13 protein-coding genes and 1 other RNA gene are annotated in these 14573 nt (G+C 45.1%); 9 read left to right on the forward strand and 5 right to left on the reverse strand.

From position 1 onward, the window contains the following. The first annotated feature begins 20 nt into the window (after window positions 1-20). From FTU86_RS00735 to ssrS, 3 genes are all read left to right on the forward strand, one after another. A complete protein-coding gene (locus FTU86_RS00735; RefSeq protein ID WP_005179239.1) occupies window positions 21-572 on the forward strand; it encodes a hypothetical protein in 552 nt (183 codons plus the stop codon). Window positions 573-574: 2 nt separating this feature from the next. Continuing rightward, window positions 575-862, forward strand: a complete 288-nt coding sequence (locus FTU86_RS00740) for a cell division protein ZapA (protein ID WP_005179243.1) — start codon at window positions 575-577, stop codon at window positions 860-862. 97 nt (window positions 863-959) lie between these two features. After that, window positions 960-1143: non-coding RNA, 6S RNA (gene ssrS / locus FTU86_RS00745), on the forward strand. Window positions 1144-1352: 209 nt separating this feature from the next. Here ssrS and FTU86_RS00750 read toward each other — a convergent pair. The 3 genes from FTU86_RS00750 to FTU86_RS00760 all read right to left on the reverse strand — a co-directional run bounded on the left by FTU86_RS00750 (window position 1353) and on the right by FTU86_RS00760 (window position 4937). Beyond that, the gene (locus FTU86_RS00750; protein ID WP_257222133.1) at window positions 1353-2936 is read right to left on the reverse strand and encodes a sensor domain-containing diguanylate cyclase; all 1584 of its coding nucleotides are present in this window, start codon (window positions 2934-2936) and stop codon (window positions 1353-1355) included. Between the two features lie 214 nt (window positions 2937-3150). Then, complete coding sequence (locus FTU86_RS00755) at window positions 3151-3615, reverse strand: hypothetical protein (protein ID WP_180036469.1); 465 nt, start codon at window positions 3613-3615, stop codon at window positions 3151-3153. Window positions 3616-3686: 71 nt separating this feature from the next. Continuing rightward, on the reverse strand, window positions 3687-4937 hold the full coding sequence (locus tag FTU86_RS00760; protein WP_180036470.1) for a YncE family protein: 1251 nt from the start codon (window positions 4935-4937) through the stop codon (window positions 3687-3689). Window positions 4938-5199: 262 nt separating this feature from the next. On the opposite strand from FTU86_RS00760, the gene FTU86_RS00765 reads away from it, so the two are divergent. Further along, the gene (locus tag FTU86_RS00765; protein WP_016659255.1) at window positions 5200-5820 is read left to right on the forward strand and encodes a 5-formyltetrahydrofolate cyclo-ligase; all 621 of its coding nucleotides are present in this window, start codon (window positions 5200-5202) and stop codon (window positions 5818-5820) included. A 126-nt stretch (window positions 5821-5946) separates the two neighbouring features. Beyond that, window positions 5947-8373: an endopeptidase La gene (gene lon, locus FTU86_RS00770; RefSeq protein WP_180036471.1), complete on the forward strand. Its 2427-nt coding sequence runs from the start codon at window positions 5947-5949 to the stop codon at window positions 8371-8373. Between the two features lie 236 nt (window positions 8374-8609). Here lon and FTU86_RS00775 read toward each other — a convergent pair whose 3' ends face one another. Next, a complete protein-coding gene (locus FTU86_RS00775; protein ID WP_005179272.1) occupies window positions 8610-9572 on the reverse strand; it encodes a M28 family peptidase in 963 nt (320 codons plus the stop codon). 152 nt (window positions 9573-9724) lie between these two features. Here FTU86_RS00775 and rlmH point away from each other — a divergent pair, with 152 nt between their 5' ends. From rlmH to FTU86_RS00790, 3 genes are all read left to right on the forward strand, one after another. Continuing rightward, window positions 9725-10207, forward strand: coding sequence for a 23S rRNA (pseudouridine(1915)-N(3))-methyltransferase RlmH (rlmH, locus tag FTU86_RS00780; protein ID WP_005179274.1), 483 nt, complete (start codon window positions 9725-9727; stop codon window positions 10205-10207). Between the two features lie 112 nt (window positions 10208-10319). Next, window positions 10320-11096, forward strand: coding sequence for a dioxygenase (locus FTU86_RS00785; RefSeq protein ID WP_180036472.1), 777 nt, complete (start codon window positions 10320-10322; stop codon window positions 11094-11096). A 155-nt stretch (window positions 11097-11251) separates the two neighbouring features. Then, window positions 11252-12013 carry an META and DUF4377 domain-containing protein gene (locus tag FTU86_RS00790; RefSeq protein WP_016659258.1) on the forward strand — a complete coding sequence of 254 codons (762 nt, stop codon included), beginning with the start codon at window positions 11252-11254 and terminating at the stop codon, window positions 12011-12013. A gap of 77 nt (window positions 12014-12090) precedes the next feature. Here FTU86_RS00790 and gdhA read toward each other — a convergent pair whose 3' ends face one another. Further along, the gene (gene gdhA, locus FTU86_RS00795; RefSeq protein WP_160232379.1) at window positions 12091-13434 is read right to left on the reverse strand and encodes an NADP-specific glutamate dehydrogenase; all 1344 of its coding nucleotides are present in this window, start codon (window positions 13432-13434) and stop codon (window positions 12091-12093) included. A 341-nt stretch (window positions 13435-13775) separates the two neighbouring features. Between gdhA and FTU86_RS00800 the strand changes: the two genes are divergently transcribed. Continuing rightward, on the forward strand, window positions 13776-14573 hold the full coding sequence (locus tag FTU86_RS00800; RefSeq protein WP_180036473.1) for an RnfABCDGE type electron transport complex subunit B: 798 nt from the start codon (window positions 13776-13778) through the stop codon (window positions 14571-14573).

Here is a 14573-nt window from a genome sequence, read left to right on the forward strand (position 1 = left end):
CAAGACTGTGCGACCACGATATGTTAGAAGAATTACAGCGTCTACAGGCGCATATTGGTGTTTTAAAAACACGACTTGCGCATTATGAGAGTGAAACTCAATCTTTAGCTGAAGCCAAGCAACAGGCTGAAGAGCAGCATCATGCACAAATTGTGCAAAGAAATGGGGTGATTACCCAAAAACAAGAAGAAATTGAGTCTTTAAGTGAACAGCTCAGTACCAGTCAGGCCCAATTTCAGCAGTTGAATCAGGATGCGACCGCACTGGCGGACCGTTATAGCCGTCTGGAAAAAAGCTGCACCGATCTTAAAAACCGCTTTCAGGAATTGCTGGCCGAACGTAACGAGCTACGCGTCATTAAAGAAAAGTTGCAGAATGAACAGCGTCAGACTTTGCAGAATGTCCAATCTTTGCAGCAAGAACGTGAACGTTTATTGCAGAAGAATGAACATGCCAAAGCCAAAGTCGAGGCAATTATTCAGCGTCTGGCCATTTTAGGAACTGCACAAGACCAGAATGCCCAGGAAATTCAGCAATTGGCCCATCCAACTGATGTCAGCGAGGAAGCTTAAGCATGAGTGAACAAATTCCTGTAGATTTACGCGTTTTAGGACACAGTTTCAAGCTGGCCACGACTCTTGAAAAACGGGCGGATCTGGAACGTGCAGCAGAATTGCTGAATGAAAAATATGATGAATTCCGTCGTAAAGCACCACGTATGGAACCAAGCAAGCTGATTATTATGGTGGCCTTAGAGCTGATGCAGGAAGTACTGTCGATGAACAAGTCCCTGCAGGAATATGCCCATTGTGAACGCTTGCTGGCCACAATTCTGGAAGAAGTCGAAACACTGACCGAATAAGGCTTTGACTTGCATAAAGCCTGTGCAAATGACACTTAAATTTACAGTTCTGTAGGCCGATAGGTTTGCGTCTAAAGCTGAATCCTTTATACTGAGTCTAACTCTGAGGTGTTCGCCAGCAGGTCTATTCCCCTGCCGATACTTAAACTTATGGATTGCGTTCTGTATATTTAGAGTGCATGCCCACCCTGAGTGGGAAGCCCAGCAAGTATACGTCGCGTCCACCTTGAACTCATCGGGTTCAGGGTAACGACACATGCAGCGGCACCGTCGGAGGGTTTAGCTGATTTATCCTCTATTCAGTCCTCAGAATTTCTATATTTCCTCTTTTTTATAAGTAATGATTCTCTCACTCTAATCTTTTAAAGCTTCCAACTAACCGTTAAGCCCTCTTGTAGATACAACCCATCTTAAAAGAACGCCATCCCGAATTAAATCAGTAAGATCGATTTGATTAACATCTTCACAAGATTGCAGTTCAGCAAAATTTTTAAGCAGACGACTTGACTGTAGAACGGATGCAATTCCGCCCACTATGTTTTGCTTCATAAAGTTTATTATCTGCAATTTTTAGTACTGCAGCCACATCGACGGCATCTTTTGGCCAGAACGCGATGCCAATAGAAATCGTGATTTGTCCCATCTGGTTAATCTGGTTGTCTTGCATGGTTAGTCTGAGTCGTTCAGCGGCTTTATGTGCTACAAGCGGATCTGCCGTGGTCATCAGTACCAAAAATTCTTCGCCACCACTACGACAGCAAATATCATGTTCCCTAAAATTAGTTTGCATTATTTGCGCGAGCGTTTTTAGTACCACGTCACCTTGATCATGCCCATACTGATCATTAATTTTCTTAAAAAAATCAATATCAATGGCTAATACTGCAAATTCCGTACAAGTATCTAGCAATTCATTTAAAAATAATTGCATACCACGACGGTTATATAAACCTGTCAATGGGTCAGTATTGACATGCTGTTTTAACTCCGCAATCCGATGACTAAAGCTTTCCGAACTCATTAATAATGAGGTTCTAAACTTTAAAACCTCGAAATACCAGGGATCGACTTTTTTAATTTTATCCTGAATATCATGCTGATTCAGCATACTGGCCATTTTGGCCAAGCGGTTTAAAGGCGATGAAATAAAGTTGGAAATCCACCAGACCAGCAAAAAGATAAACAGATAGAAAATAAAAATGCCCACCGATACTTTGAACAGTAAAGTATGCGCTTGTGCCAGCAAGGCATCTGTTGGTTGCTGTGAAATCACGATCCAGTTGACACTGGGAATATGGGCAAAACCGGCAAGATTATCGACACCCAAACTGTTGGTCAGCTGAATGGAACCTTTCTGATGCTGTCGAATATAAGCCAGTCCGCTATTATTGATAATTTTTTCGCCAATACGATTTTCATCGGGATGGAAAATAATCCGGTCATCCTGATCCAGTACATACAGATGACTGTTTTTATAATCATATTGGGTCGAGAGCATGTCATTAATGACATTTTTCTGTTGTAGATAAATGGTCCCGCTAATCATGCCCAGATACTGCTGCTGATGATAAATTGGCTGTGACATCAGAATGACCAGATTGCCCTTTACCGACCAGTAAGGCGATGAAATATAGGTTTTTTTCTGCTGTAAGGACTCAATAATTCCGGGCGTGCTATAGGTTTGCTGAAAACTTAAAGCTAAACTTTTGGGTGCATAGGCCAGCATCTGCTGTTGAGGATCGACCAGTAAAATGCTGTTAAAATTATCTGACTGATATTTGAGCCGCTTCACTTCGGCATAGGTTAATTCCGGATTATTAATATCCTGTTCTAATTGTTTGGCGCTATATTCCAGCTCTTTAAGCATATCACTAAAGTGCTGGTTGGCGCTGACCGCTATTTTTTCTGCATATTTTTCATTTACTGATAGCGAGTTTTGAATTAACTGATCTTTAATCACATAATTCAAAATAAACAAGCTCACCACGAATAAGCCCGACACACTTAAAATGGTCGAGTACAGAATCAGTTTACGCAGATTTAGCCTTAGTGATAAAAGTAAACGCTTTAGCAACACTAACCCCAAACCAGACAAAAAAGCGTGATATGTATCACTTTATCATAATTTTATATTTTGATATCTAAAATTAAGGTTTTAATTTGACCATTTTTAGTTGTACTAACAAATAGCCACGCTGCTCTTGCGGAAGATGAGAGATGCTGTGGTGCGGTTGAAAAGTCTTAATCTTATCTCTATTACCATCTTAATAAATATTTAACTTTTCTTGCTATTTAATCCCTTCAATTTCCCTTTTATTCTGCTCAATTTCATGACTCATTTCAGGTAATATCTGCTGTAAAAAATCCAGCAGGCTGATAGCTTCTGGTTTTTGCACAACGTTTGCTGCCACCAGCGCTTTCTGCTCTGCCAGCAATTGACTAACGGCGCGCAACTCCGGCTTTTGCCCCTGCCCAAAGCCAGTACTGATTTCAGCAAATTGCCGATATAACTGCTCACGGCGTGCCAACAATTCAGGTGAATGCTCTGTACTGGTCTCCACTACCGATTCAGAAACATTCGGCTCTGCCTGACTTACATCTACCGCTGGATTCACAGCAGTAACAGAGGATGAAACTGGCTTGGGTTTAGCAACAGCCTGTTGCGATACTGGCCGGAAAAACCACAAGATCAATCCGGTTAACAGCACCAACAGGCCAATTCCAAGCCACAATCCAAGATTGATTTTTTTCATAGGCATAATCAACGAGCAGAATCAGCCAGCGCATTCCTGCTGCTGTCTGACTCCTCCTCACAGCTCAACCATTAAGGCGTCGACCAGTCGGCTGGCACATAACCAACACGAACCCGTTGCGGATGGTTCCCCACTGGCACACTCAGCACTTTATTGCCCGTTGCAAAATCAATCACGGTCACTACATCAGTTTCACTTTCTGAAATTACACAGCTTTTGCCATCTGGACTGCGCGTAGCCCAATACGGTTTACCGGCCGGAATGAGCTGAGTGGCCTGCAAAGTACGTCTGTCCACAATAGTGGCATAGTCATCCATGGTGCCTGCTACACAGAGCTTTTCCCCATCGGCACTAATGGATAAACCATGATGGCGCGAGTCATTGACCCATTTGGTCCGGTCTTTAGGAATAGTGCTACTGCCCGGCAGCTGGGCGATGCGAGTAATCTTGTCCTGATTTAAATCATATTCGACCAGACCATTAAAGAAAGATACCTGCGCATAGAGCTTGCTTTCATCTTTACTGAACACCATCGGACGTACCGAGTTCGACAGGTCTTTACGTCCAAAAGCATCTAAAGCCGGACGCAAATCAATTTTTTTCAGCACCTTATAGGTATTGGCATCGGCGATGGTAATATAGCGTTTGCCCTTGGTGAAATCCTGCCACTGTGCATCGAGTGAGGTTTCCACATTCCCAATCGCCGAGTTCAGAATTTTGCTGCCATTGGCAAAATAGATGTTTTCATGGGGCTTATCGCCCGTTGCAAAACGGCCCAGCTCTTTACCGGTATGAATGTCCAAGACATGCACCACATTACCAGAAGAAGCTGACACCGCCACACGCTGACCATCTGGTGATACCGCCATATGATCCGCACGGAAGCCTTCTACCGGTGTGCGCCAGTTAATTTTTCCGGTTTTGATATTAATTGACACCACATCGGCAAAGCTTGGCCGCGAGGCCACAATTGACTGGCCATCTGGAGTGGAGTACATATCATCGACCAGCTGGTCATTGCCCTCGCCCGCGGTTTGCTGAATGTAGGTATAGGCAATTAGCTTGATTGGATTTAAATGAATTTCCAGCAGCCGCTGTTTGCGGTCCGGAATCATATTCACCACCCCAATCTTGCCAAAATCACCGGAAGGACGAATCACTGTGACCGTTCCATCCCAGTTATTGCCCACAAAGAAAACCTGTTTGGAATTGGCCGGTGCAGGCATTTCTGTAGAGGCTGCCTGAGCAACGTTGGCGCTGAGTGCCGTGACAGCACAAACGGCCGGCAGCAGATATTTACGCAGGGTATTTTTATAGTCCATGTTATTGTTTTCCTAACCATGTGTTCATTTTTAATTTGTTCTTGTCATACTCACGTATCAACACTGCATCAGCATAAAGACAACAGGCCCTAGAAATCTATCCGCTTGCTGTAAAATCCGACGGAAGCCCATTTGATCTTGCAGATCGAGCATCAATAAGCTCCGGTTTTTGCAATACATCTTATTAGTGAAAATCTGTAACGGTCCTGCTCCCTTTGCAAGTTGTGCAGAAAGGATTAAACTGCGGGCACCACTTGTTTTTATGCCCTGCTCTGTGACCCACGACCTGATCCAGCTCCGTAAACAGCTGCGCAAACAACGCCGCCAGTTAAACCGCTTTCAGCAACGTCAGGCTGAGCAGCAGGTATTGCAGCGGTTACGTGCATGGCCGGCGTATCGGCAGGCTCAGAAAATTGGCGTGTATTTACATGCCTTTGGTGAAATTCATACCACTAAAATCATTGAACTCTGTTTTGCCCAAGGTAAACAGGTGTATTTACCAATGATCTGTAATATGAATGACCGGCTGGTCTGGGTGCGTATCCAGCAAGGTCAATATCGTAATAAACGCTTTGCCTACCATCGTTTGGGTATGCAGGAACCGATGGCCAGTCGTGGCCAGCATGTCTCCGAACTTGATCTGCTCTTGATGCCTTTACTGGCCTGTGACCGGCACGGAACCCGGATTGGGATGGGCGGCGGCTATTATGATAAAACGCTGGCCAGCGCCCCGACCACACCGCTGCGGGTCGGGCTGTGTCATGATTTCCAGATTGTGGATGTCCCTTTGGCGCGTGAGGCCTGGGATCAGCCGTTAGATGCCCTGATCAGTCCACATTTCCAATATTCTTTTCAGCGCAAGTTTGCGATTTATAATCATTAACAATGAATTAAAATCATCAACTTAGCTAAATTTCCAACAATTTATAGACTTCGGCCCTTGTAATTTTTAAATTACCCATCACTATAAAAAACATGGCAACACCGTTGTCACTCATTAGGAGTGCCCATGTCTGAAATTATTATGAATGAACAAACCTTAGAGCCTCAGGTTCCAAGTGTATTACCGCTTTTAGCGCTACGTGACGTGGTGGTTTATCCGCACATGCAAATTGCGCTATTTGTAGGTCGTGAAAAATCGATCAATGCAGTTGATGTGGCTCGTAACAGTGACAATCTAGTATTTGTAGTTGCGCAAAAAGATTCGCTTACAGAAGAAATTGATCACGACAATTTATATCAATACGGTACTGTCGCGAAGATTGTGCAAGTTGTGAATCACGAAAATGATGAGAACTGCATCAAAGTCCTGATTGAAGGTCTGCACCGTGCCAAGTTGAAAACAATCATTGACGAAAATGAGTATCTGACAGCAGAGCATGAACTGAGCCCAATGACAATTAACGTCGATGCAGACACCCAAGCTTTACGTCTGCAGGAATTACGTGCGCTTTTCGCTCAATATGCAGAAGCCAAACTGCGTAATGCACGTGAATTGATCACTGCGGCCAACAAGATTGAAGATCTACTACAGTTATTGTTCTTCGTTGCGACCCGTGTTCCATTGAATATTGAAGTAAAACAAAAATTCCTGGAACATGACCAATTCGAAGCACATTTACAGGAACTCATGACCTATTTGCTGCAACAGTCTGAAGAACAGCAGATTGAGCAAACCCTGCATGATTCTGTCAAACGCCAGATGGAAAAAAACCAGCGCGAATACTTCCTGAATGAAAAAATGAAAGTCATTCAGCGCGAACTTTCCGATATGAATGGCGGTGCGGAAGATGACGTTGCGGAAATTGAAAAACGTTTGGCCGAAGCCGATTTACCGGAACACGTGCGTAAAAAAGCCGAGTCTGAACTGCGCAAGTTAAAAGCCATGCAACCGGCATCAAGTGAAGCGGCGGTGGTCCGCAACTATCTTGAAGTGATTCTGGATACGCCGTGGAACAAGGCCAGCAAAGTCAGCATCAACCTGAATAAAGCGCAGGAAATTCTGGATGCCGATCATTATGGTCTGGACGAAGTCAAAGAACGCATTGTGGAATATCTGGCTGTTCAATCACGCGTGAAAAAACTGCGTGGTCCTATTCTGTGTCTGGTAGGTCCTCCAGGTGTTGGTAAAACCTCTTTAGGTGAATCAATTGCCAAAGCCACTGGCCGTGAATTTGTACGTATGGCGCTGGGCGGCGTACGTGATGAAGCGGAAATCCGTGGTCACCGTCGTACCTATATTGGCGCGATGCCAGGTAAAATTGTGCAGTCTTTAACCAAGGTTGGCGTCAAGAACCCGCTGTTCCTGCTCGACGAAATTGACAAGATGGCACAAGATTACCGTGGCGATCCTGCCTCGGCGATGCTGGAAGTACTCGATCCATCACAGAACAACAAGTTCAATGATCACTATTTAGATCTGGACCTGGACCTGTCTGAAGTGATGTTTATCTGTACCGCCAACAGCATGAATATTCCTGAAGCACTTCTGGATCGTATGGAAGTGATTCGTCTTCCGGGTTATACCGAAGAAGAAAAAGTGAATATTGCCGATCGTTATCTGGTGCCAAAAGCCATCAAGAATAACGGTTTACGTGGCAAAGAACTGACCGTACATGAAGAAGCAATTCGTGACATCGTACGTCGTTATACCCGTGAAGCCGGTGTGCGTAGCCTGGAACGTGAAGTGTCCAAAATTGCACGTAAAGTGGTCAAAGAAGCGGTCAGCAAAAAAGCCAAAAACCTGCAGGTTGAGGTCAACGCGGGCAACTTGCCAGACTACTTGGGTCCACACAAATTCGACTTCGGCATGGCGGAAGAAGAAGCAGAAGTGGGTCGCGTGAATGGCTTGGCCTGGACCTCTGTGGGCGGTGAATTACTGACCATTGAAGTGGCGACCATGAAAGGCAAAGGTACTTTCATTACCACCGGTTCACTCGGTGATGTCATGCAGGAGTCGATTAAAGCAGCCATGACTGTGGTGCGTACCCGTGCCGACTCTTTAGGCATTGAGTCTTCAGTCTTTGCTGAAACCGATGTACACGTGCATTTACCTGAAGGTGCTACACCAAAAGATGGTCCATCGGCAGGTCTGGCGCTAACTACCGCGCTGGTATCAGCCTTTACCGGTATTCCAATCCGTCCGGATATTGCCATGACCGGTGAAACCAGCTTGCGTGGTCGTGCTATGCGCATTGGTGGCTTGAAAGAGAAACTGTTAGCCGCACACCGTGGTGGTATTAAACTGGTGTTTATTCCACAGGAAAACGTCCGTGACCTGGCGGAAATTCCGGATAACGTCAAAGACGGTCTGGAAATTAAAGCAGTGAAATCCATTGATGAGATTTTACCGCTGGCATTAACCTCAATGCCAAAACCACTGGTGAAAGCACCGATTGTAAAACCGGTAGAAGAGGGTAAGGCTGCACGTCACTAAGTGGTGCCTTCATATCTTCTCCACAAAAGAGAGCTTCGGCTCTCTTTTGTTGTTTTCGGGTGATGAAATGTTCCACTTGAAAAATTTCCGTTCATCTCCATCTATAATAATACAGAGCATATTGCTGTAAGTTTCTTTTTTTATTCCTGCTCATCGTATGGCCATTCAAACTCCAGATGAATGGCCTGTTTGACCGCAGTCCTACTCTATTTCAGGGCTGCGTTTTTTATGGCCGCTTATGGCGTCGCCCCGAGCAGTTGATGAATCAGCCCATCAATCACCTGGCCCATTTTGGTGACATTTAAAGTATCCAGCGTATCCTTTTCGGTATGATAATTCGGATTACGATAATGCGAAGTATCGGTAATCAGTAGCGCCGGAATATCATGCTGCCAATAACTGCGATGATCCGAGAAACCGGCTGCACTGACAAACGCCGGCATCACCAGCCGTTCACACTGCAATTTATCTAACAGGCGCATCTGTTGACAGTATTGCTCACCCAGCGCATTGGACTGAAAATTACTGATCGCGGCAATATAATTGCCATGACTTGGATAAATCCATTTTAACCCCATCGGATACTGCTGGATTAAACGCGAATCATAGTAGCCAATCATTTCCAGCACATAGACTGCCTGAATATGCTCTTTTTCGGCCAGAATAGATTTGGCATGTACCTGACTGCCCATAAACTCGGTCTGATAATACGGTGCTTCTTGCAGGGTATAAAAAACAAACTCGACATTATGCGGCAGCTTGGTTTTTTCCTGGCTTAAAATACGCGCTATTTCAATTAATCCGGCCACACCGGAAGCATTGTCATCAGCGCCCTTCTGGTTGCCATGCACATCATAATGCGCACCTAAAATCACCCGATCTGAACGGCCAACCTTTAAATGACAGACCACATTGCGATAACTTTTTCCATTCACCGGATAAGTCTGGTACTGGCATGGAATGCCGAATAAACGCATCTGCTCTTTAATCCAGGCCGAAACCCGGTTCAATTCTTCAATATTTTTATGATTACGGTACACGCCCGGCGGCCCGATAATCTGCTGCAAATAGACTTTCAAATTTTGCGGATCAGCCGGTTCATATAATGAAATGGCGGCGGATAGCGGCTGCATCCAGCCCAGCAGTAAAGTACAACCCAATATCCCTAAACCGTTTTTAATCTGTTGAAATAACCACATTTATTATTGTTCCATACAAAAGCAGGTTTTATTGTCCTGTGTCTCATTAAAGCAACAGCAGCATACAGATTACAATTTCAAATTGTGTCTTTTCTCCTGCACAAGCGGCTTTCAAGGTTATAATTACTTTTCATTTTCTTGCCTGTTTTATTATGAAAATCCGTATTCTGACCATTGGTCAAAAAATGCCGGCTTGGGTACTGACTGGTTTTGAAGATTATTTCAAACGTATACAGCCTTTTGTACAAACCCAGATTATTGAATTGCCGATGGCCAAACGTGGCAAAAATGATTCAGAAGCCGATATTTTAAAATACCGGCAGATTGAAGGTGATAGCATCTTAAATGCTCTGAAAGCCAATGAAACCCTGATTGCACTGGAAGTGGGTGGGCGTGAATTCAGCACCGAAAAACTGGCTGAAACCATGAAAGGCTGGATGCTGGAAGGCAATGATATTGCCTTGGCCATTGGCGGCCCGGATGGTCATTCGGAAGCAGTGCGTAAAGCTGCAGCATGGCACTGGTCTTTATCTAAACTGACCCTGCCACATCCACTGGTGCGAGTGATGCTGATTGAACAGCTGTACCGGGCCATGAGCATTAACCATAATCATCCTTATCATCGGGCGGGTTAAGAAAACCCTACCCATTGTTTCGTATTTAGAACATTCTGTTGAACCCGACCCGGTTTAATAAAGCATGTCGCTTTGACATGATAGGACCAGAATCGTGACATAGGCTTTCATTATGAATTTACAGACCCTTCCCGGCTTATTTATATCGCATGGTTCGCCTATGCTCGCGCTCAATCCTGAACAGGTCGGGCCGGCACTTGCCCGTTTAAGCACCAATCTGCCGAAACCGCAGGCGATTGTGGTGATGTCGGCGCATTGGGAAAGTCGCAGTCTTGAGGTCAACACCGGTATTCGTCCAGAAACTTGGCATGATTTCCGCGGCTTCCCGGAAGAGCTGTACCAGATTCGCTATCCGGCGCCAGGACAACCGGAACTGGCCGAAGAAATATTACAGCTACTGGCCAATGCCGGTTTTAATGCGCATGCCAACAGCACCCGCCCGCGCGATCATGGGGTATGGATGCCATTGCTGCATATGTATCCTGAAGCCGACATTCCGGTAATTGAAGTGTCGTTGCCGATGCATCTGCAAGCTGCAGATCTGTACAAGATTGGCCAGACCTTGGCGGTGTTACGTGAACGCCAAATTCTGCTGATTGGTTCAGGTAGTATTACCCACAATTTAAGAGAGCTATCTTGGGACAACCAGCACAGCGTGGTGCCGGAATGGGCTTCGACCTTCCGTAATTATGTGGTCAGCAAACTGGCACATCAGGACTATGATGCGGTACTGGACTGGCCGACCATTCCGTATGTCAATCGCAACCATCCCTCTATCGAACATCTGGCACCCCTGTTTTTTAGCATGGGCACCGGTCATCGTTTTAGTATTGTGCATAGCAGTTTTACCATGGGTGCACTGGGTATGGATATTTACCGTTTTGACTAAAATCTAGCGCGACCAAACATAACTTTTTATTATTTATTAACAAAAAATTATTTATGGATACATTTTGCAACCGGAAAGGGGCAAATGTATCCATTTTTTTAAATAGCAAATCGGTTATATTCTGATAAATTTCCGATAAGTGCTTTATTTATAAAATGAAACTCAAATATTTAGCTATTTTACTTTTCCCTTTAAGCTTGGCCGCTTGCCAGAGTAGTGATCTGCAACGTGCGGGAGATCTTGCAGTGTCTGTATTACAACAACAAAATACCGATAAGATTGTCAGCGCTTACCAATGGTCTTTAGATACCGGTGCAGCCAAACCCCTGACCCTGAATTTTAATGACAATGGCCGTTTAAGTATTGGCACCAGCTGTAACCAGATGGGTGGTAACTGGCAGATTAACAACAACCAGTTACAGGTGGGTATGTTAATCAGTACCGAAATGGCCTGTGAAGCCAGCGCCATGCAGCAGGAACGTTTTGCTGCTGCCCTGTTCCAAAAACCTGTCAGCGTGCAGCTGGACATGAAAAATACGCAACAACCGAGCTTAATCTTGACCGCTGCAGATGGCCAGCAACATACTTTTCAGGGCAAAATGACGCCGGAAACCAAATACCAGTCGGCCGGTGAAACCATCTTCCTGGAAATTTCCCCGGAAACCAAAGCCTGTACCGGCGTTGCTCCACAAACCTGCTTGCAGGTACGCGAAGTCAAATACAATGAACAGGGTCTGAAAACCCAAGTTGATCAGGACTGGACTTTATTCTATGATCAAATTGAAGGCTTTCAGCACAATCCGAATGAACGCCAGATTATTCGGGTCAAGCGTTATGAACTGAAAAACCCGGCGGCTGATCAATCCAAATATGCCTATGTACACGATATGACGGTTGAAACTGGCCGGATCAATTAACAGCAGATCTTAAAAAATAACCCATAAAAAAACCGAGGTCAGTGCCTCGGTTTTTTCAGCTTATACGCAGTTAAAACTTAGTATACGCCTTGAGCCAGCATTGCATCAGCAACTTTTACGAAGCCTGCAATGTTTGCGCCGTCTACATAGTTAACAGTACCATCTTCCTGAGTACCGTATTTCACGCAGTTACGGTGAATTTCTTTCATGATTGCGTGTAAACGCTCATCTACTTCTTCAAACGTCCAGCCCAAACGTAATGCGTTTTGAGACATTTCCAGACCAGAAGTCGCTACACCACCAGCATTTGATGCTTTACCTGGTGCATACAGAATTTTCGCCTCAACGAATTTCTCAACTGCGTCTAAAGTAGACGGCATGTTGGCACCTTCAGCCACACAGATTGCACCGTTAGCCAGTAATACCTCAGCATCTTCACTGTTTAACTCGTTTTGAGTTGCACATGGCAGCGCGATGTCACACTTGATACCCCAAGGACGTTTGCCTTCCAAGTATTCAAAACCGTGTTTAGACGCAAATTCAGAGATACGGCCACGTTTGATGTTTTTCAGATCCATCACTTCTTTCAGCAATTCGTCTGTGAAACCATCTTTCACATACACAGTACCGTTAGAGTCAGACAGTGAAACCACTTTCGCGCCCAGGAACATGGCTTTTTCAGCAGCGTATTGCGCGACGTTACCTGAACCAGAGATTGCTACGACTTTGTCTTTGAAGCTGTCGCCACGAGTTTTCAGCATTTCCTCAGCGAAATAAACTGTACCGTAACCTGTTGCTTCTGGACGTGCCAAAGAACCACCAAATGTTAAGCCTTTGCCCGTGAACACACATGAAGTGTCATTGCTCAGCTTTTTCATCATACCGGCCATATAGCCAACTTCACGGCCACCTACACCAATATCACCCGCCGGGATATCTGTGTCTGAACCTAAATGACGATAAAGCTCGATCATTAACGCCTGGCAGAAACGCATGATTTCGCCTTCAGATTTACCTTTAGGGTCAAAGTCTGAACCGCCTTTACCGCCGCCCATTGGCAAAGTAGTTAAGGCATTTTTGAAAGTCTGTTCAAAACCTAAGAATTTCAGGATAGACAAGTTCACTGACGGGTGAAAACGCATACCACCTTTGAATGGACCAATTGCCGAGTTGTATTGAACACGGAACGCACGGTTCACATGAGTTTGACCCTGATCATCTACCCAGGAAACGCGGAACTGGATCGCACGTTCTGGCTCGACTAAACGCTCTAACAGACCATGTGCAGCGTATTGAGGATTCTTTTCAATGAATGGCCACAGGCTGGTCATCACCTCTTCTACTGCTTGTAGAAACTCTGGTTGATAGGCATCACGTGTTTTAACGTAATCTAGGAAATCGTTAAGGCTGTTATATTTCAACGCTTAATCCTCAGCAGAATGTTGGATCAAAATTGGGCAAAATTTCAATCAATGATTTATTTTGGCGCAAAATATTAAATATCTTTTGTTAACAATCTACAATAGTTTTTTTCAAAAAACTTTATTTAATCCATATTTTCAATAAATTAGATTGATCAAAATTGAAAAATTATTCCATTTTTTGTAAGCAAATATGTATTTAAAATTGACCATTTTGCCCAAAAATAAAGCAGATTATGGTCCAACTTTGTACACAAGCTTAATGCTTGAAAACATGCTAGAATCTGCGGCTCAGGTTTATTGTTCGCTTTCTCTGCGCCCTTCGCAGCCGTGGTTTTTACATGAATTCGCAAATTGCTCTCATCCAGAATATTGATGCCCTGCTTCCTCAAACCCAATGCGGTTTATGTGGACATCGGGATGGATGTTTACCCTATGCAAAGTCGATTGCCGAAGGTGAAGCCGCCAATAAATGTGTACCGGGCGGTCAACCGGTTGCCGATGCGCTGGCCAAACTGCTGGGCAGAGAATGCTTAACCGCCGAAGCCAGTGTCTGGCCCATTCAGTCCGATGGCCGTCCGCAGCGTATGAAAGCGGTGATTCGTGAAGATGAATGTATTGGCTGTACCAAATGTATTAATGCCTGCCCGGTCGATGCCATTTTAGGTTCCGGCAAACTGATGCACAGCATTCTGACCGACCTGTGTACCGGCTGTGAACTGTGTATTCCACCCTGCCCAGTGGACTGTATTGATCTGGTTGAAGATGTCAAACCCGTACCCACAGACGTGGAACGGATGAGCGAGCAGAAGGATTTACGCCAGCGCTATTATGCGCACATTCAGCGTGAAGAGCTGCGCCGCCTGCACCGTAAAGGGCCCGTGGTGCGTGCTGAGATTGATACCGCGCTGTTCGCCCAGTTCTCGCAGCAGACCGATGCCGTACCGGAAATCCAGATGGTTGAAAAAGCCGATCATCCGGCTGTCACCCACGATGCCAAAACCACCATTGAGCTGGCCAAGCTCAGAACCCAGATCAAAAAATTAGAAAAACAGCTGAGTGTGCGTGAAGATGCCAACAAGCGCGCGCAACTGGTGCAGCTTCAGCAACAATTACAGCACTTACAGGGAGAGGCCTAA

The sequence above is a fragment of the Acinetobacter sp. YH12155 genome, assembly GCF_013418255.1.
GTDB classification, from domain to species: domain Bacteria; phylum Pseudomonadota; class Gammaproteobacteria; order Pseudomonadales; family Moraxellaceae; genus Acinetobacter; species Acinetobacter indicus.